13 protein-coding genes are annotated in these 19,679 nt (G+C 63.6%); 4 read left to right on the top strand and 9 right to left on the bottom strand.

All coding sequences use genetic code 11. The features are described 5' to 3' along the window. Positions 1-251: 251 nt before the first annotated feature. Positions 252-1,136 carry a sugar nucleotide-binding protein gene (locus tag PFEN_RS05375; RefSeq protein ID WP_191485956.1) on the bottom strand — a complete coding sequence of 295 codons (885 nt, stop codon included), beginning with the start codon at positions 1,134-1,136 and terminating at the stop codon, positions 252-254. A gap of 353 nt (positions 1,137-1,489) precedes the next feature. Here PFEN_RS05375 and PFEN_RS05370 point away from each other — a divergent pair, with 353 nt between their 5' ends. Beyond that, positions 1,490-5,812, top strand: a complete 4,323-nt coding sequence (locus tag PFEN_RS05370; protein ID WP_191485955.1) for a DEAD/DEAH box helicase — start codon at positions 1,490-1,492, stop codon at positions 5,810-5,812. A 68-nt stretch (positions 5,813-5,880) separates the two neighbouring features. On the opposite strand, the gene PFEN_RS05365 is transcribed toward PFEN_RS05370, so the two are convergent. After that, positions 5,881-7,974, bottom strand: a complete 2,094-nt coding sequence (locus PFEN_RS05365; RefSeq protein WP_191485954.1) for a mechanosensitive ion channel family protein — start codon at positions 7,972-7,974, stop codon at positions 5,881-5,883. 183 nt (positions 7,975-8,157) lie between these two features. On the opposite strand from PFEN_RS05365, the gene PFEN_RS05360 reads away from it, so the two are divergent. After that, entirely contained in the window at positions 8,158-9,369 is a 1,212-nt protein-coding gene (locus PFEN_RS05360; RefSeq protein WP_191485953.1) for an MFS transporter, read from the top strand. 310 nt (positions 9,370-9,679) lie between these two features. On the opposite strand, the gene PFEN_RS05355 is transcribed toward PFEN_RS05360, so the two are convergent. From PFEN_RS05355 to PFEN_RS05330, 6 genes are all read right to left on the bottom strand, one after another. After that, positions 9,680-10,213, bottom strand: coding sequence for a fimbrial protein (locus tag PFEN_RS05355; RefSeq protein ID WP_191485952.1), 534 nt, complete (start codon positions 10,211-10,213; stop codon positions 9,680-9,682). Positions 10,214-10,233: 20 nt separating this feature from the next. Continuing rightward, positions 10,234-11,196 (bottom strand): fimbrial protein, encoded by a 963-nt coding sequence (locus PFEN_RS05350; protein WP_224770894.1) that lies wholly within the window; start codon positions 11,194-11,196, stop codon positions 10,234-10,236. A gap of 38 nt (positions 11,197-11,234) precedes the next feature. After that, a complete protein-coding gene (locus PFEN_RS05345) occupies positions 11,235-13,889 on the bottom strand; it encodes a fimbria/pilus outer membrane usher protein (protein ID WP_191485951.1) in 2,655 nt (884 codons plus the stop codon). Between the two features lie 256 nt (positions 13,890-14,145). Beyond that, positions 14,146-14,913 (bottom strand): molecular chaperone, encoded by a 768-nt coding sequence (locus tag PFEN_RS05340; protein ID WP_191485950.1) that lies wholly within the window; start codon positions 14,911-14,913, stop codon positions 14,146-14,148. Positions 14,914-14,933: 20 nt separating this feature from the next. Then, on the bottom strand, positions 14,934-15,698 hold the full coding sequence (locus PFEN_RS05335; protein ID WP_191485949.1) for a molecular chaperone: 765 nt from the start codon (positions 15,696-15,698) through the stop codon (positions 14,934-14,936). A gap of 90 nt (positions 15,699-15,788) precedes the next feature. After that, positions 15,789-16,367, bottom strand: coding sequence for a fimbrial protein (locus PFEN_RS05330; RefSeq protein ID WP_191485948.1), 579 nt, complete (start codon positions 16,365-16,367; stop codon positions 15,789-15,791). 340 nt (positions 16,368-16,707) lie between these two features. On the opposite strand from PFEN_RS05330, the gene PFEN_RS05325 reads away from it, so the two are divergent. Next, entirely contained in the window at positions 16,708-17,412 is a 705-nt protein-coding gene (locus PFEN_RS05325) for a response regulator transcription factor (protein WP_224770893.1), read from the top strand. A gap of 101 nt (positions 17,413-17,513) precedes the next feature. Further along, positions 17,514-18,170, top strand: coding sequence for a response regulator (locus PFEN_RS05320; RefSeq protein ID WP_191485947.1), 657 nt, complete (start codon positions 17,514-17,516; stop codon positions 18,168-18,170). A gap of 2 nt (positions 18,171-18,172) precedes the next feature. On the opposite strand, the gene PFEN_RS05315 is transcribed toward PFEN_RS05320, so the two are convergent. Further along, positions 18,173-19,672, bottom strand: coding sequence for an amino acid racemase (locus PFEN_RS05315; protein WP_191485970.1), 1,500 nt, complete (start codon positions 19,670-19,672; stop codon positions 18,173-18,175). Positions 19,673-19,679 lie beyond the last annotated feature (7 nt).

Here is a 19,679-nt window from a genome sequence, read left to right as displayed (position 1 = left end):
CGACCTGTTTTCGAAGAAAACATTTTTAAAAATACTTTAAATAACATTTATTTAGCGAGCGCATCGCCAGATCTCGAAGGTTAGCAGGTGTAACTAGAACTTCTAAGCCGAACCCGCCCGCCATCTATCCGCTTTCCATCCCCCATGAAAAAGGCGCCTTGATCAGGCGCCTTTTTCATTTCGCACTCCAGCGGGGCCTCGTCCAGGTTCGATCCGATCAGACCGGCGGCGCCGCGGATGAGAACGAGGCATCAGCCATGACGATAGAACCTGTCGAGTAGCGCCGGCAACGCCGCACGCCAGGCGCGAGGCTTGATGCCGAAGGTATGGAGGATTTTCTTGCACGCCAGTACCGCGTGCTGCGGCTCTTGCGCCGCATCCGGACGGGCGGCGTGGGCCTGGGCGGTCGGGGCCTCGATGGCCAGCGGGTGCAATTGCCGGGCCTCGCTGAGAATTGCCTGGCCCAGGGCCAGCGGCGTGGTCGCCTCGTGGCCGGCGTAATGGTAGGTACCCCACAGTGGCGCGGCACAATCAAGTTGCTTGAGTACCGAAATGATCACCCGGGCAGCATCGTCCACGGGGGTCGGGTTGCCACGCCGATCATCGGCCATCAGCAGTTCGTCGGGATGCTCGGCACGGGCCAGGAAACGGCCAAGGGTGCCCTCGGTGCTGTCGTCGAGCAACCAGCCAAAACGCAGCAAGACGTGTTGCGGACAGGTGGCGCGCACGCTCTGCTCGATCCGCCACAGCGCCTGGCCGCGCAGGCCCAGAGGCACCGGTTCGTCCTTTTCGCTGTAGGCCGTGGCCCGTGAGCCGTCGAACACCCGATAGCTGGAGGGTTGCAGGAGGATGATGTTGTGATGCTGGCAGAGCTCGGCCAGGCGCTCGACCGCGCGTTCCTGGTCAGCCAGCCGCGCTTCGCCGACCGTCTCCGCCTGGAACCAGTCGAAGTAGAAGGCAAGGTTGATCAACGCATCCGGACGGGTGTCGTCGAGCAGTTGCGTGAGGCTCGCGGCGTCCCAGCCGGTTTGTGGCGGACGGGGGGCGAGGAAACCGATGTCTTCCTCCGCACCCAGGCGAATCAGCGCCTGCCCAAGGGCATTTCCGCCGCCCAGTAACATAAGGCGCATTCGCATAGAGTCAGCAGGCCCAGGTCTGTTCAGAACGATGGTAATTAGCGGAAAAGCCTGTGGCCTTACCGCTGGCAATAGCCAGAATCCTTGCATTTTGCGGGTTTTGCGCGCAACCGTCACGGATAAAGTGCCTGGAGGTACCGTTGTGGCGAGGGGGCTTGCCCCCGTTGGGGTGCGAAGCGCCCCTGAAACCTGAGATCGCGGGGCACCAGATAGAACACATTGAGCGGTTTACGACGGCTTCGCCGCCGAGCGCGGCGGTGCGGCGCTCCGACAAGCCCGCTCGCCACAGACGGAACCAGACTCAGGCACCTCACTACTTGCAACTTGTGCCATGCGACCGCATAAATGAGTCCATGAATCTCCCCGAATCGGCCCACGATGCCCTGGTGGGTTTCCACCCGGCCGTCGGCGCCTGGTTTCGCAACACTTTTCCGGACGTCACCGCCGCCCAGGCCCGCGCCTGGCCGTTGATCCGCCAGCGCCACTCGACACTGATCGCCGCGCCCACCGGCTCCGGCAAGACCCTGACGGCCTTTCTCGCGGTGATCGACGATCTGGTTCACCAGGGCCTGGCCCAGGGCGGCAAACTGCCGAACGAAACCCTGGTCGTCTATGTATCGCCGCTCAAGGCGCTGTCCAACGATATCCGCATCAACCTGCAGGAGCCGCTCGCCGGTATCGCCGCACAGCTAGAGCAGTTGGGCCTGCCACCACTGTCGATCACCACCGCGGTGCGCACCGGCGACACCCCGCAGAGCGAACGCACGCGCCTGCGCAAGACCGCGCCGCATATCCTGGTGACCACGCCGGAATCGCTCTATGTCCTGCTCGGTTCCGACTCCGGCCGGCGCATGCTGAGCAGTGTGCGCACGGTGATCGTCGATGAGATCCACGCCATTGCGTCCAGCAAGCGCGGCAGCCACCTGGCTCTGAGCCTGGAGCGCTTGCAGGCGTTGTGTGGCGAGCCATTGCTGCGTATCGGCCTGTCGGCCACGCAAAAACCCATCGATGCGGTGTCGCGCTTTCTGGTCGGCACGGGTCGCGCCTGCGAAATCATCGATATCGGTCACGCCCGCCCCCGTGACCTGGGCATCGAGGTACCGCCCGTGCCGTTGACGGCGGTAATGGCCAACGATGTCTGGGAACAGGTCTACGAACGCCTCGCCGAGCTGGCCCGGGAGCACCGCACCACGCTGATCTTCGTCAACACCCGGCGCCTGGCCGAACGCCTGGCCCGGCACCTGAGCGAGCGCCTGGGCAAAGAGGCGGTCGCCGCCCACCATGGCAGCCTTGCCAAGGAGCAGCGGCTGGACGCCGAACAACGGCTCAAGCGCGGTGAACTGCAGGTGCTGATCGCCACCGCCTCGCTGGAACTGGGTATCGATATCGGCGAAGTCGAGCTGGTCTGCCAGATCGGCTCGCCGCGCTCCATTGCCGCCTTCCTGCAGCGGGTCGGGCGCTCCGGTCACCAGGTCGGCGGCACGCCCAAGGGCCGCCTGTTCGCCACCTCGCGGGACGAGTTGATCGAATGCGCCGCCCTGCTCGACTGCGTGCGCCGGGGCGAGCTGGATACCCTGCTGATCCCCCGCGCTCCGCTGGATGTGCTGGCCCAGCAGATCGTCGCCGAAGTCAGTTGCCAGGAATGGCCGGAGCAATCGCTGCTGGCCCTGATCCGCCGCGCCGCGCCCTATGCCGAACTGGACGAGGCCCATTACCAGGCCCTGCTGCGGATGCTCGCCGAAGGTTTCAACAGTCGCCAGGGCCTGCGCAGCGCCTATATTCACCGCGACGCCCTGAGCCAGAGCCTGCGCGGACGGCGTGGCAGCCAACTGACCGCCCTCACCAGCGGCGGCACCATCCCGGACAACGCCGACTACAGCGTGCTGCTCGAACCCCAGGGCCTGAACATCGGCACGGTGCACGAGGACTTCGCGGTGGAAAGCATCGCCGGCGATGTGTTCCAACTGGGCAACAGTTCCTATCGCATCCTGCGGGTCGAGACCGGCAAGGTGCGGGTCGAGGATGCCCATGGCCAGCCGCCGAGTATTCCGTTCTGGCTGGGCGAGGCACCGGGGCGCAGCGCCGAACTGTCCTTTGCCGTGGCGCGCCTGCACGCCCATCTGGATGAACTGCTGGGCACGACGCCAGGGGACTTGCGGCCGAGCCTCGACTGGCTGCGCGCGAGACTTGGCCTGGACCCGGCCAGCGCCGAGCAGATCGTCGAGTACCTGGCCCGTGCCCGACAATGCCTGGGGGCCCTGCCTTCGCAGGACACCCTGATCATGGAGCGGTTCTTCGACGAATCCGGTGGCACCCAACTGGTGATCCACAGCCCGTTCGGCAGCCGGATCAACCGCGCCTGGGGCCTGGCCCTGCGCAAGCGTTTCTGCCGCACCTTCAACTTCGAATTGCAGGCCGCCGCCAGCGAGGACGCCATCGTGCTGTCGCTGTCCACCAGCCACAGCTTCGCCCTGGACGAGGTCTGGCGCTACCTCAACAGCCACAGCGGCGAACATATCCTGATCCAGGCCGTGCTCGACGCCCCGCTGTTCGGCGTGCGCTGGCGCTGGAATGCCGGGGTAGCGCTGGCGCTGCCGCGTTTTGTCGGCGGACGCAAGGTGGCGCCGCAGATCCAGCGGATGAAAGCTGAAGACCTGACCGCCTGCGTGTTCCCGGACCAGATCGCCTGCCTGGAAAACCTCGCCGGCGAGCGCGAGATTCCCGACCATCCGCTGGTGGAGCAGACCCTTGACGATTGCCTCCACGAAGCCATGGACTGCGAAGGCTGGCTGGCCCTGCTGCGACGCATGGAGGCCGGCGAAATCCGCCTGATCGCCCGCGACCTGCCGGCGCCCTCGCCGTTGGCGGCGGAGATTCTCAGCGCCCGACCCTACACCTTTCTCGACGACGCACCGCTGGAAGAACGCCGCACCCAGGCCGTATTGAACCGGCGCTGGAGCGATCCGGCGAGCACCGACGACCTCGGCGCGCTGGATGCCGAGGCCATTCAGGCGGTGGCCGGGGAAGCGTGGCCCGCGCCCAACAGCGAGGATGAAATGCATGAGGCGCTGATGAGCCTGGCGGCGATCAGCGAGGCCGAGGCCCAGGCCAATCCCTCGTGGTCAGCCTGGCTTCAGGCACTGGCGAGCCAAGGTCGTGCCGCGTGTTTGCAGATCGACGCGACACACACGCTGTGGACCGCCCTGGAACGTCTGACCTGCCTGCGAGCCCTTTATCCGCAGGCCACGCCGCAGCCGACCTGGCAACCGCCGCCGGGGTTCGATCGCCCCTGGGAGGCCGACGAGGCCGCCGTCGAAGTCGTGCGCGCGCGCCTCAGTGGCTTTGCCCCGCTGACCCTGGCCGAGATCGCCGCCCCCCTGGCACTGTCCACCCGTGCCCTGACCCAGGCCCTGGCGAAGCTGGAAAGCGAGGGTTATGTGCTGCGCGGTCAGTTCAGCCCGGGGACGTCTCAAGAGCAGTGGTGCGAACGTCACCTGCTGGCGCGTATCCACCGCTACACGGTCAAGCGCCTGCGCCGGGAAATCGAGCCGGTGACAGTGCAGGATTTCATGCGTTTCCTGTTCGACTGGCAGCACCTTTCCCCCAATTGCCAGGGCCAGGGCAGCGCCGCCCTGGCGATGATCCTCAGCCAGTTCGAAGGCTATCCGGTCGCCGCCGGGGCCTGGGACAGCGATGTGCTGGCCACGCGCCTCAAAGAATATTCGCCGAGCTGGCTGGATGAGCTGTGTCGCTCGGGCAAGCTGGTCTGGGCGCGCCTCAGTACCCGTGGCAAAAACGCCAGCGCGGCTTCGCGCAATACGCCGGTGGTATTGCTGCCCCGGGGTCAGGTCGCGCTGTGGAGCAGCCTGGCCGAACAGACGGCGGTGGAAGACCTGTCGCCGCGCACGCAAAAAGTCCACGCGGCGCTGACGCAACAGGGCGCGCTGTTTTTCGATGAGTTGCTGCACGAAGCGCACTTGCTGCCCACCGAGTTGGAAAGCGCCTTGCAGGAACTGGTCGGTGCCGGCTGGGTGAATGCCGACAGCTTTGCCGGCCTGCGAGCGCTGATCACCCCAGCCAGCAAACGCCAGGCCCGCGGTTCCCGGCGTGGACGGGGGGCCTTTGTCGGCGGGATGGACGATGCCGGACGCTGGGCCTTGCTGCGCCGTTCGGCGGTGGCCGTGTCGACGGCAAGCCAGGTGCCCGCCGAAACCCTGGAACATATCGCCATGACCCTGTTGCGGCGATACGGCGTGGTGTTCTGGCGCTTGCTGGAGCGGGAAGCGGACTGGCTGCCGAGTTGGCGGGAATTGCTGCGCACCTTTCATCGACTGGAAGCCCGTGGCGAGATCCGCGGCGGACGTTTTATCAGCGGTTTGGCCGGTGAACAGTTTGCCTTGCCGGAGGCGATTCCGTTGTTGCGCGAAGTACGCCGACGCCCGACTGACGGCAGCTTGATCACGGTGTGCGGCGCCGACCCGCTGAACCTGGCGGGAACCTTGTTGCCGGGCGGCAAGGTACCGGCGCTGGCGGGCAATCGCCTGGTGTACCGCGATGGTGTTCCGGCGGCGGCCGAGATCGCCGGTCAGCCGTTGTATTGGCTCGAACTGGACCAGGCCGCCGCCGCCGAGGTCCGAAAGAAACTGACCCAATACCGCCTGATGCCAATCAGCTAAGGAAATTTGAAACCCATCTCGGCCAGACTCAAGATCACCCTTAGCGGCAATACCGCCTCTGAAAACACCTACGCGGTCCCTGGTGGCGCGGGCTCTTGCTCCACCGCCGGCAGCCTCGGCGCAAGCATCACCGGCTGTGGATAAGTCTGCGCGAAATGCACCCACGGGCTCTGGTCCACCAACTTCTTCAGCCGCTCGTTGAACGCCCGGCTGACGCTGTACTGGCCGCCCGAGATGGTGCGGAACTGCGCCGTCAGCACCACGCCGTTGAGGTCCATGCGATCGACCCCGAACACCTCCAGCGGACCTTGCAGGTTGAACTTGAGCAGCGCGTCCTCGCTGATCAAACGCCCGGTTTCACGGATCAACTCGGTGGCCTTGTCGACATCGGTGTCATAGGTGAACTGCACCGAGAAAAACGCAAAGGCGAATTGCCGCGACTGATTGGTCACCGCCTTGATCTGTCCGAACGGCACCGAATGCACGAATCCCTTGCCATCACGCAGGCGCAAGGTCCGAATGGTCAGGCCTTCCACCGTGCCGGCGTGCCCGGAATCGAGGACCACCCAGTCGCCGATGGACAGGGTGTCTTCAATGATGATGAACAGTCCGGTGATCACATCCTGCACCAACTGCTGGGAGCCGAAACCGATGGCCAACCCCACCACCCCGGCTCCCGCCAGCAGCGGCGCGACATTGATCCCCAGGTTGGCCAGGGTGGTGATCGCACCGATGACCAGCAGGATCACTTTCAGCGCATTGCGCAGCAGCGGCAGAATGGTTTTCGCCCGCATGCTCGGCTGACGCGAAGCACGCCGGTTGATCGGCGGCTTGAGCGACTCCTGGATCGCGGTGTCGAGTACCACCCAAAGTAACCAGGTCGCCAGCAGGATCAGGCCGATACGGCTGAGGGAATCGCTGATGGCCCGGCCCACGCTGTTCTGCTCGGCGAATTCGTACAGCGAAAATCCCCAGATCCGCCCCAACAATTCGATAAACCCCACTGCCAAAGCAATGCGCAGCACGGCGTGCAATACACTGAGCAAGCGCTCCTTGTAGACGCTGCTGCGCTGGATCGTCGCCACGCCGCGGGATTTGAACAGGTGCTGGAACACGGTGCTGAGAAACACCGTGGCAATCAGCAGGACAGTGGTCAGCAAGGCGCAACGCAAGGCTTTCTGGCTGTCCTCGCCGGTACCGATCAGATTGACCGTGGAGACCAGCACCATCAACAGGATCGGCCAGTACCACAACCCGGAAAAGATCCGCAGCGACTCCTGCAGCGCCGGCTGCTTCAGGCGCTGGCTCAGCGGGCGATTGCGGATCAGATGCGCCACCGCTCGCCGCAACCTGAACACCAGCGCGCCGAACAGGATCGAGGCGAACAAAGCCGTGAACACCGCGACGCTGCTGGTGATATTGCCACCCAGTTGCTGAGCGATCTGCGGGCTGGTCAGGGCATCGCTCAAGGCCGCCAGGAAACCGATTGCAAACAGCTGACGCGGGCTGTCGGCGCGAATGATCCGCACGGCCCGGCGCTTGTGGCCGTGATCGAACAACAGCGTCAGGCAGAGCAGCGCCGCACTGGTGAAAACACCGCTGTTGGTGGCGTAGACCAGGCACAACGCCAGCGCCCGTCCCGCCGAAGCCTGCAGGAAGTGGCTGACGTAGAGGGTCAGCGGCAGGGAGAGCAGTGCCGGCAGCAGGTAAGGCAAGAGGTAACCGAGCATCGCCAGGCTGCGCTCGCGTGACTGCAACCAGCGATGCCGGCTGATACGACGGACGGCGAAGCACCCCGCCGTGGTCAAGGCCGCGAAGCTGCCGAGCCACACCAGCGACAGCACCAGGAAGTCGCCGACCATGCTCCAGGGTGAACGCTCGCGAGTCTGGCTGACCAGTTGGCCCACCTCATCGGCGGCCCGGTCGGCCCGCAGACGCCAGGCGTCGAGCAGATGACCGTTGAGGTCGAGTTGGTTCTGCGCATCATCGATGCTGGAACTGAGGGTGCCGAGCAATCCGCCCTGCACCAGCACTTCGGGTTTCGCCGCCGTGCCGGCGGGCGTCGGAACCGCGGGCGCGGCCCCTGCTCCAGCACTGGCACACAGGAGGAACAGGGTTAACAGTAACCTCGCATTGAACCTGGACAAAACCGGACACCTCATCAGCCATCTCTGTAAGAAACTGAGTACCAATGGGGCGGCAAAGTTCGGTTGTTCGCCTCTATGCTGATTTGGCGGGCCGATATTTGCCTTCAGATCAAATATGTTGTGCCCTTACCTGTATTTTTCCGCACAAGTGAAACACTGACACTGCGCTCCTGATCAAACCCCACCGGAGTTGCAGCCATGCCCATTGCCTTGCTGGCGCTGACCCTCAGCGCCTTTGCCATCGGGACGACCGAGTTCGTCATCGTTGGCCTGTTACCCACCATCGGCACCGACCTGGGTGTCGACTTGCCCTCCGCCGGCCTGCTGGTCAGCCTCTATGCCTTGGGTGTCGCCATCGGCGCCCCGGTGCTGACCGCCCTCACTGGCAAGGTCCCGCGAAAACTCCTGCTGCTGTCGCTGATGGTGCTGTTCACCCTCGGCAACCTGCTGGCCTGGCAAGCGCCGAGCTACGAATCGCTGATCCTCGCGCGAATCGTCACCGGCCTGGCCCACGGGGTGTTCTTCTCCATCGGCTCGACCATCGCCACCAGCCTGGTGCCGAAGGAAAAGGCCGCCAGCGCGATTGCCATCATGTTCACTGGCCTGACCGTGGCCCTGGTCACGGGCGTACCGCTGGGGACCTTTATCGGCCAGCACTTTGGCTGGCGCGAAACCTTTCTCGCCGTGTCCGCCCTGGGCGTGATCGCCTTTATTGGCAGCCTGATCTATGTGCCGAAGAACATCGCCCACAACAAACCGGCGTCACTGATCCAGCAACTGCAAGTGCTCAAGCAACCGCGCCTGCTGCTGGTGTACGCGATGACCGCGGCCGGGTATGGCGGCACCTTTATTGCCTTTACCTTCCTCGCCCCGATCCTGCAGGACATCTCCGGCTTCCAGCCCGGCACTGTCAGCCTGGTGCTGCTGGTCTACGGTGTCTCGGTGGCGGTGGGCAATATCTGGGGCGGGAAACTGGCGGACAAGCGCGGTCCCATCGGGGCGCTGAAGATCATTTTCCTGCTGCTGGCGGTCGTGCTGTTCGTGCTGACCTTCACCGCGGGCAGCCCATGGCTGGTCCTGTTGACCGTATTGGCCTGGGGCGCGGTAGCCTTCGGCAACGTACCGGGCCTGCAGATCTATGTGGTACGCCAGGCCGAGCATCACACACCGCGGGCGGTGGATGTCGCGTCGGGCCTGAACATCGCCGCCTTCAACCTTGGCATTGCCGGAGGGGCCTGGATCGGCGGGGTGATCGTCGCCAACCTGGGACTGATCCATACCACCTGGATTGGCGGCCTGGTGGTGCTGCTGGCCCTGGCGCTGACGGCCTGGAGTGGTCGGCTGGATCGACTGGGGCCGGTGTATGCCGAACCCGCGCAAGGCTCGGCGCGGATGGTAGGCGGACACTGAGGCCTGCCAACACGGCACGGGGCCCATCTTGACGAACAGCCCCTGCAGGAGCCAGCTTGCTGGCGATGCGATCTGATGGCAGACATCTCTGTCGCCTGGGAAACCGCTATCGCCAGCAACCCCGGTCGTCAAACAGCGCTGTGGGCCAGGGCAGCCGTGGCTGTCTCACACTGACCTTGGCCGTCCGACTACGATGCAAGTCTTCAGTTGCATGCCTTTGATCGATGCTGGCGATGAGGTCAATCTCGACACCGCCCAGTTCCCTTATCTGTACAACGATCACGGACTGGCTCGGCTCAAGGTCCAGGCATCAATCGTAAGTGATCGAGATGGTCACGTTAGTGGCCAGGCTACCTTGGCTGAGCGCGCCGCTGGTTTTGTGGTATGCCGTCTGTAACGGCAGGATCGCTCGACTGCCGGCCGTCGCTACCGTGCGGCTGCGCTGGGCGACACTGCCATTGGCGGGAATGGTCGAGGTGCCTCCCCCGGCAGGGCGCTGCGCCAGCCACAGGCCGATCCCGCTCGCGGTCCCCGTACTGGCAAAGATAGCGCCATTCCCGGAGGCAGCCGTCCCCGCAAACAGAAAGGTCACATTGCGCACGTCCGCATCGCAGTTGGCGCTGATCTCGAAGTCGTACATTCCCGTGTAGCTGACACCTTCAAAATCTGGAATCTTGACGGGCGGCAGCATGATGGCGCGGCTCACATCACTGAGCGCCAGATTGCAGGTGCCACCGTCGACCCGACCGGTAAAACGCAGGGAGCCAGTGGTCGCGGCGTGGGCCACACTGGTGGCCACGCTGGCGGTGATTGTCAGCAGCAAGGGCAATGCTCGGAGATTCATCGGGTGGTCCTCATGCAGTTTCAGTTGTAGGTAATGGAGACAGTGGCCGTGCTGGCGAGCGTACCTTTGCTGACTGTACCGATCTTCCAGTACGAGGCCCCCAGCGGCAGCACCGCACGATTGCCGGAAACGGCCACGGTGCGACGGCTGTCGGTACCATCGGCGCGGATGGTCTGGGCGACCCCGCCGATGCGCGAATAGAGCTGCAGGCCAATACCGCTGGCGGTGCCGGTATTGGCGAAGCGATAGCTGCTCCCGGGCGCGGGCGTGCCGGAAAAGGCGAAGGTGACGCTGGAAGCCATGCTGCAAGTGGCCGTCAACTCGAAGTCGCGGGCTCCCGCCGAGTTGGCGTTGTTGAAATCACTGACGCGCACGGTATTGAGCGTAATCGCGCGGTTGACGTCGCCGGCGGCCAGGTCGCAGGTAGGTCTACGGACGTTGACAGTGCCATTTATATAGATGGGGAACTGTTCACTGCCTCTGGAAATCATCCATGTGTCTGCCACCTGCCGGCGGCTAATATTTCCACCGGAAGAGAGGGGGCCCGTCTTGATAAGTTTGTAAGTAATCGCATAACCGTGACGGGCTGCTGTGGAAATGGTGGAACTTAATGCCTTCTCGACACCTTGTTGCACCCCTCTCGCCCTGCCAGGCTCCGCAGAAAAGGCAATACCGATCCCACTCAAGCCTGTTGGATAGATGCTATGGGTCTGACCACCTTCCACATAGCTGGAGAGCGCCCCTCCTGCCCCTTGAATATAGGGCGCATAATGGCTATTGGCGGTACAAGACCATGTCGCCGAGGGCGTTACATAAGACCAGCCCTGGGTAAGAGGCGAGCCAATAGCGACATTATCTTCAATGGTAACGGTACCCATTGAGACGTCGAGTGAACTATAAATTCTGGTGCAGGCTGCCGTTGCAGCTTCCGACAGCAGAAGCATAAAAAATACAGAAAGCGTTTTAGTCGCTGAAGTTTTCATATCGGCTCACTGAGTCTTTGTTCCAGGAACGCTCACAATCAACTGTGTGGTCCAGCGTCTGTGATAACGTCCGCGTTATTCGCTTGATCGTTTTCGCCGGCCAGAACCGACTCTTCGTCGGCGACGGCCAAGACCTCGGACTGGCACATCCCCTCCATCTGCCGCAAGCGCTCGGTGCCGGAACGCCCCGACCCGAGGTCGTAACCAATCTGGCATGCGGCCGCGGTAATAGCCCCCCACTTGACCGTCAACTGCCCCCGCTCCCGTGGCACCCGCACAAAGGCCTTGCCGCCCTGCCCGACCATGCCGACGCTGGCGCCGGTTTCATCGAACACATCGGCGCCAAATGGCAGTGGGCTGCCATCCTCGCGCAGCGCCGAGATCAGCAGGGCCTGGCCGCTGACGGTCTCGTACTTGAGCATCACCACTGAACCGGCCCGTGGCGCCACGTTCTGCGCGGCCGTCTTGAGCTCCACGTCGACGGACAGGTCCTTGGGGTCCAGCTCGACGATGTTCTTGCGGTAGGGGGTGAGATGGGGGACCACGGCAAAACCACTCGCCCCCACTTGCCCACCATGGTTGCCGTTGATCCGCGCGCCCACGGCCTCGGGCACTTCCACGACGCCGAGGGTGTCGCCCAGCTCCGGGGCCAGGGTCACGCCGCCCGGGTGGGCGACGATGCCGCCGGTCATGCCCAGCGACGCCGAACGGTAGGCGCGACCCTGGCCATAGCTGCCGGACACCACGCCATGCCGGCCCAGGTACTGCAGGTCGGCGCTGGCGGCACTGCCGCTGCCCTGATTACGGCTGGCGCTGGTACCGTAGATGAATTCGCTACGCTCGCCGAAGCTGCCACCCAGGCTGACGCGCTCACCGCTGCTCTGGTCGCCGTGGTACGCCGCGGTGGTCAGGGTCGGCGAGCGGGCGCCACCGCCCAGCGGCATGCTCAGGGTCAAGTCGACCTGCTTGTCGACCCGGTCACTCAACAGGTCGCGGCTGCGTTGGGCGCCGATGGTGTAGTGCAGCCCCTTCCAGGTGCCGGTGTAGCCGGTGGTAAAGGTCAGGTTGCCGTTCTTGCGATTCCAGTAGTTCTGCGAAGAGCCGGTGAGATACACCGAGCCATTGCCCAGGCTCTGGTTGAGGCTGATGTCCATGCGGTCGCGCAGACGCGACACGTTGTCCAGGCTGCGCCCATCGAGGGCGAGATCACGGACCCGGGCGGCATCGCGCACGCTGAGGAAATCCTCGGTGGAATAACGGTAGGCGCCAAGGGCGAAGTGAGTGCCGGTGTCGGCGAAGTTCTTGCTGTAGCGCAACTGCGCACTTTGCCCCTGGCGCGAGCCGTGCCCCGGGATCCGCGCGTTCGAATGGGTCAGGTCGAACGACAGCGCCCCCCACGGGGTGTTGAACGCCGCACCGAACAACTGCGAGTGATAGTCCTCGCCCACCACTGCCCCGGTATAGCCAGTCAGCAGGTTGCTGAGGCCGTGCTGGTAGGTCGCCTGCATCAGCGTCGGCGGCCGCCGCAGGCCGAGCTCATCCAGTTGCCCGACACTCAATGCATAGCGGTTGTAGCCGGGACGCAGCAGGTTGGCGTTGGCGGCGAACGGCACAATGAACTGGCGCTGGCGACCGTCGGCCTCGGTGACGGTAACCTCCAGGTCGCCGCCATAACCGGTGGGGAACAGATCGTCGAGCACGAACGGGCCGGGCGCCACGCTGACCTCGTCCAACAGGATGCCGCGCTGACGCACGCTGACCCTGGCGTTGGTCTCCGCCACCCCACGCACCACCGGGGCAAAACCGGTCAGGGAATCCGGCAACATACGGTCATCGGTAAACAGGCTGGCGCCACGCAGACGGACACTGTCGAACAGCTCGCCGGCGGTGTAGATCTCGCCCGCCATCAGTTGCGATTGCAGTGGGGACAACTCGCGTTGCACATAGCTGGAGCTGCTCTGGTAGCCAGCGCCGCCAGCGTTGGAACGGCTGTAGCTGCCGTTATGGCGAAAGTGCCAATCGCCGAGGTTGAGCCCGGTGTTCAGGCCCAGGTAACTGGACGCAAGCGACTGGCCGTTGGCCTCGGTGGCATAGGTGTTGGCGTTGTAGCGCACAAAGGCCGCATCGACGCCACTGTCCCATTGCGCCGGGCTGACATAACCGCGCGCCTTGCGCGCCAGGTAAAGCTGCGGGACCTGCAGGTTCAGGCGGTTTTCGCCCGAGTCGAAGCGGGCACTGGCGCCCGGTATGTAAGTGGCGATATCGCCGCAGATCGACTCGCCGGGAAACGCCGGCGGTGCTGTTTCACCCGCCTTGGCGGCCTGCTCGGCGACACCGTCCAGATCCACGCCGAAGGTGAGCAAGGTGTCACGCTCCAGGCACAGTTGCGCGGCGTCCTGGCCCTCGACGGCGGCGAAGGACAAGGTTTCGCGCCCGATCCACTGGTCATTGAGGTAGACATCGGAACGGTAGCTACCGGGCAGCACCACATTGCCCTGGTTGAACCTTGAAATATCGACCTGCATACCGGCCGCCCCGCCCGGAAAGAAGGCCGGGTTGAACGACACGTGCTCGACCCCATGGCTCACCATGGCATGGGCACCTCCAAGCAACATCAGGCTGCGGGCAATGAGCGTCAATCGGTGGCGTGACAAGGACCAATTTCTTGCTCCGGCTGGCGTGTTCGAACTCATCTGTGGCGTTCCAAAAAGTAGGTTCTGTCCGAGTTTCGGCAAAGCGAGCCCCTGCCCTGATGGATGGGCAAAACCGGGCTTGAGGTAAGACGGATCAGTTAAGGGCGAACACCGTCCCCGCAGGAGCGGCCGGTCGACGCTCGATTGCCCGCGAAGCTCTTGGCGTACTCACTGACCTCTTCGCGAGCAAGCTCTGCTCCTACGTTCAATACCCCATTGGCGAGCAGCTACGGCGGAAGACAAGGCGCTCGGACGGTCATGGCGCGATCCTGGCTTTGTGCGAGACCCTGACCCCGAAATCATCGATCGTCTGGAATTCGGCGGTCATCGCGCTACCCGACGGTGACTTCAGGCTCGGCAGCGGGAAGCGGTTACGGTCATGGGGCAGCACCATGTTCTCGGTGCCCGTCGCACCGGGCTCCCGGGCGTGACGCTGCCCCGCCGTCACCAGTTCGATCTGATCGAAGCTCAGGTGGTAAGGCGTCGGGTTGTAGACTTCCAGTGCCTGCCCCTGCTCGGTGGAAACCTGTCGCCATTGCAGTTTCGCGGCGGCGGCCTCGACCTCGTAAGGCAGCTTCGTCGGGCGGAAGAACAGTTTGATTCGGGAGCGGAAAGCCAACTGCAACTGGTTGCTCTGTTCGGCGTCCAGCGCCTGTGAAGGCACCTCCAGCACGTTGAACCAGAACAGACTCTCGCGCTCTTGCGGCAACGACTCACCGGTATAGGCCAGGCGCAGTACCTGATGCTGGTCTGATTCCATGCGAAAGATCGGTGGCGTGACCAGAAACGGTATCCCGGCCAGATCCGGCGTGGATTGCTCATCGCCATTGTCCAGCCACACCTGGAGCAGGACCGGCCTCTGGTTCTTGCTCTCGAGCCTGACCGTCACTTCCTTTTCGTTCTGCGGGTAGACAATGCGAGTGCCGCCGAGGACGACACTCGCCTGCACCGGAAGACCGGCCAACAGCGCCATCATCAAGGCCATGGCCGACACCAGGGTGCGGGAAATCAGAGTCGCATTCATGGAGAGGGTTTTCCGCTGTATTAAAGAGTCACACCAGCCGAGTGGCGCACGCGGGCACCGAAGTCGCTGACGGCGGTAAATTCGACCTTCGCCACACCATTGGGCCGGGCCGGTAGCCCGGGCAAGGCAAACAGTTTGACGTCACCCGAGGGCAGCAGCAGGCTGTCGTTGGCCGCCTGGTTCGCCGCCTTGCTGTAACGCTTGCCATCGCCGAGCAGATCGACCGAGGCGAGCGAGACGTGGTACGGCGTCGGATTGGTGGCTTGCAGGGCATAGCCCTGATCATGGGGCACCAGTTTCCATTGCAGCTTCGACGCCGCGCTGTTGACCGGGTAAGGCAGCGCCTGTGGTCGGAGGAACACCCGCAAGCGCGTGCGGAAGGACAATTCGATCTGGTTTCTTTGTCCGGCATCGGCGGAGCTCGGCGGCACTTCCAGCACGTTCAGCCAGAACAGGCTCTCGCGATCCATCGGCAACGGCTCGCCGGAATAGCGCAGACGCACTGCCTGCTGCTGATGCGGTTCGATCCGGAAGATTGGCGGGGTCAGGGTGAACGGTGCTCGCGCGGTCGCCGGCGTCGAGTGCCGGTCGCCATCGTCCAGCCAGGTCTGGATCAATGCCGGGCGGCTGCCCTTGTTCTCCAGGCGCACAATGACTTCCTGCTGCTCGGCGGGATAGATCACACGCGTACCATGAATGATCACGCCGGCCTGGGAGGGCAGCACGTGCAGCGCCAACAGGGCAAAAGCACAGGAGGCAAAAGCGAAGCGGGCCATGCTTTTCATCAACGGTTCTCTTCGGGTCTGAGGGAAGGACCTGCGCGGTTGGCGCAGGTCCCGGGCAGGCCAGGTCTGCGAATGCCGACCTGATCGCCCTTAGTCGGCGTACTCGACCATGAAGCCGACCCGGGTATTGACCGTCCCCTCGCTGGCGAGGCCGCTGGCATACATCTGTGCGGCCAGCGGGATGACCGCCTGGTTGTCGGCAATGACCACGCCTTCGGATTTCTCGGTGTAGACGTTGAGCGGCCGCCCCTCGCGGCTGGTCACTTCGACCTGGACGTTCTTGGCGGTGTCGGTGTCGCTCGGATCATCGTGGCCATCGATGTTCAAGCGACCAGTGGCGACATCAATGGCCGGGCTGGTCGGATCGAACGCGACCATGGCGGTACGACCGTTGGTGCAGGCGCCCTCGCCCGGCGCGCCGATGCGAATGGTGAAACCGGTCAGGTTGGCGCGATCTCCCGCGTTGGCCAGACGCGAAGCGGAAACACCGCCCAGGTTCACGTCCTTGACCACGGCACCAGTACCCGGCGCCGCACCTTCGACTGTGCAGGTCACATCGGTCACCAGACCGCTGAAATTGATCACGCCGTCGTTGGCGGACGCGGGTAGCGACACCGCGGCGGCCAGGGCCAGAGAAGCGGCGACGGTGGAGAGTGCAGTAATTTTCATGGCGTTCCCGTTCGTAGGTTTAAGAGGCTCCCGCGGCGATCGGGGGCTCGGTACCTGAAGTTCCGGGAAGACCTCGTCGACGGGGGAAACCCTACTTTGGCTATGAACGGTGGTATTACCCATCGAGAAATCACGAGTCTTCACTCGTGATTTCTCGAAAACTCACACAGCCTCCCCCCAAGCGAGGCAAACGCCCTCACACTAGACTTTCAGGAACACTTCCAGCACGGCTTGACCCTGCCGAAGAGCAGATTGCAGCCACTTTGCACATACGTTATAACTTGACCATAAAGACAGATAATTCTTACGAAGAATTACACCTACAACACGGATCTTCCTCATGTCCCCTTCGTTTTCCAGCCCATACACCGTGATGTTGTTAGACGACCATGAGGTGGTTCGCCAAGGGATCGAAATCGGCCTGGCCAAGGAGGCCGATCTTGAGGTGATAGGCTCCTTTGGCACGGGCAGGGAGCTGGTCACGGCACTGACGCAGCGACAGGCGGACGTGGTGGTCATCGACTTCATCCTGGGACCTTCGGAAATCGATGGCATCAACCTGATCCGGGTCCTGAAGCGACGGTTCGGCCAATGCAAGCCACTGGTGCTGTCCTCGCACTACACACCGGCAACCGTTGCCTTGTCGCTGAAGGCCGGGGGCCGGGGCTTCCTGGGCAAGGTGCAGAACCTGGGCGAACTGGCCACCGCCATTCGAACCGTCGCGCAAGGTCGGATCTACCTACAGCCGTCCATGACCGCACAAATAGCGGAGGTGCCATCCGGTTTCGCCTTGGCGCACATGGGCTCGACCAGCGAACTTTCAAGTTCGTTGACCCAGAGTTCCAACCTCTCTCCGAGAGAGCAGGAAGTGCTGCGTTGTTTTCTCGATGGCATGTCCGTGAACGCAATCGCCGCGAAGTTTTCCCGCAGCGCCAATACCATCAGCACGCAAAAGCAATCGGCTTATCGCAAGCTCGGTATCAAGAACGACAGCGAGCTGTTCAAGATCTTCCATCAGACCCGAGAATCGGTTTCTCAGGAATAACGCAACTGTCAGGTAACAAGGCGGTTGGCAATGCCGGACGAGACGCTCGACCTGTCCAGGCCCACCGCGAACACACTCGGATCGGCGTTGAGCCCGGCGCCGTGCTGGTCGTCGACGATCAGCCCGCCCACCGTTTTATCCTCAATGAACAACTCAAGATACTGGGCGTCCGCGCCGTGGTGGTGTCGAGCGGCGCGCAAGCCTTGCAGGTCATAGAGCAACAGGCCATCCGACTGGTGCTGCTGGACTGCTACATGCCGGAAATCAGCGGCTACGAGGTTGCACGGCGCATTCGGGCGCGGGAGCCCGGGCCGGACTATTTGCCGATCATCGCCCTCTCCGTGCAGAGCGGCCCGGCCCACCAGAAGCGTTGCATGGACAGCGGCATGGATGGGGTGCTGAAGAAGCCGCTGTACCTGGACGCATTGCGCAATCTGTTGCAGTTATGGCTTGACCATGAACCCTCGCCCGCTACCCGGTCAGTAGCGCACTACGACGCCGCCATGTTGCAGTCGCTGTACCGCGAGGCCCTGGAAAAAGACCTGGCGGCGCTCCAGGGCGCGATCAGCCGTGCGGATTTTCCCGAGGCCAGTCACCGGGCCCACCGGATAAAAGGTGCCGGGTTGATGATGGGCGCCCAGGCAATTGCCGAGGCAGCCAAGGCGACTGAGCAGGCCATCGGCGCCAAGGCCGACGATACGACCCTCTGGGACGCTATTGCACAACTGCTGCAGGCTATTGAACACTGGTATCACTAGTCTCAACTGGCCGAGATGGAATAACCCCGTCCGCCATCGGCCCCCGCCAGACTGACACAACGTAGCGCCAGAACGGTGGTCGGGTCCACCAACGCCACACGATGGCCGCGCACCTGAAAGTCTGCACCGTGGCTGAGCACCAAAGGCAGTTCCGTGCAGCCGAGGATGATTACCTCGGCCCCCAGTTCGCACAGGTGCTCGACCGCCAGCAGCAATTGCTCCTTGCACAGGCCATCGGTGAAGCCGGCCTTGATGCCGCGCTCGCCATAAATGGCGCTCATCACCAGCTCCTGATAATCGAAGCCGGGAATCAGCAGGGGCAAGCCGGCATGGCGAGCGGCCTGGTGGTAGACCTGGCTCCGCACCGTACCCGAGGTGGCGAGCAAGCCGACGCGTTTGCCACCGCCGTGCTGCCGGGCAATCGCCTCGACGGTTTCGCTGAGCATGTTGACGATCGGCACCCGCAGGTAAGGCTGGAGCCGCTCGACGAAGGCGTGGGCGGTGTTGCACGGAATGGCGATGGCCTGCGCGCCCGCGCTTTCCAGGCGCTTGCAGGTGGCGTACAGCGCCAGGCTCGGGTCGGCTTCGTCGAACAGCAGATTGGCCGTGCGGTCCGGGATCTGCGGGTTCTGCTCCACCACCATCTTGATATGTTCCTGGTCGCGACCCGCCGGAGTATGACGGACCACCTTGGCCATGAAGTCCACGGTCGCCGCCGGACCGACACCGCCGACGATCCCCAGCTTGAAGGGCGCGTGCGCGGGTTGGTCGGCCGCCGTGGTCACGGCGGCGGCATAGATCTCGTTGATGTCGAGCACGCTCAGGCCACGCCGTTGCAAATCGGCGCAGACCAGCGAAAGCTCGGTCAGGCCCGGCACGATCAGGCGCGCGTCCTGCGCCTGCAGCGCCAGACAAGCCTGGTACACCCCTTCCAGCGGTACGCCTTGCAGGTGGCCGTCCTTGATACCGTTGATACCGTACATCGCGTCCATCAAGCCGCGCTGGTCCGGTTCCGGCGGATAGACCAGCTGGAAATCGCCTCCCAGGTAGCGCTCGAACAACCCGGAGTAACGCACATAGTCCGAGGCCAGAATCCCCAGTCGCGTGCCCGGCTCGGCAATCCGGCGGATGTGTTCGGCCAGGGCCGCCATCAGGTCGAGAACGGGAATAGCCAATTCCTGCTGGATCTCTTCACGGAACGTCTGGCTGGCGAAACAGGGCAGCACCACCGCGTCGACCCCGCCCGCCTCGAAGGACTGGCAGACCTGGAACACGTAGAACTTGCGCGCGGTCATGCTCGCGTCGCGGTCCAGGGGCAGCAGCACATCCTTGAACGGATGCTGCTCGAAGAGGAAATGGTAGCGCCCCTGATCGGCCAGCACCGCCCTGGACTTGACCAGTTTGAAGAACAGGTCGCCGCCGGCCAGCGAGCCGAGGCCACCGACGATACCCAGCGTGCGGGCGACCGGCGGCGCGGCGACTTTTTTGCCTTTTGCGTTCATGGTCATG

Source organism: Pseudomonas sp. FEN (assembly GCF_904067045.1).
In the GTDB taxonomy this organism is placed as follows: Bacteria; Pseudomonadota; Gammaproteobacteria; order Pseudomonadales; family Pseudomonadaceae; genus Aquipseudomonas.
The sequence above is the reverse complement of the archived record's forward strand: the minus strand, read 5'-3'. Positions and strand labels throughout refer to the sequence as shown.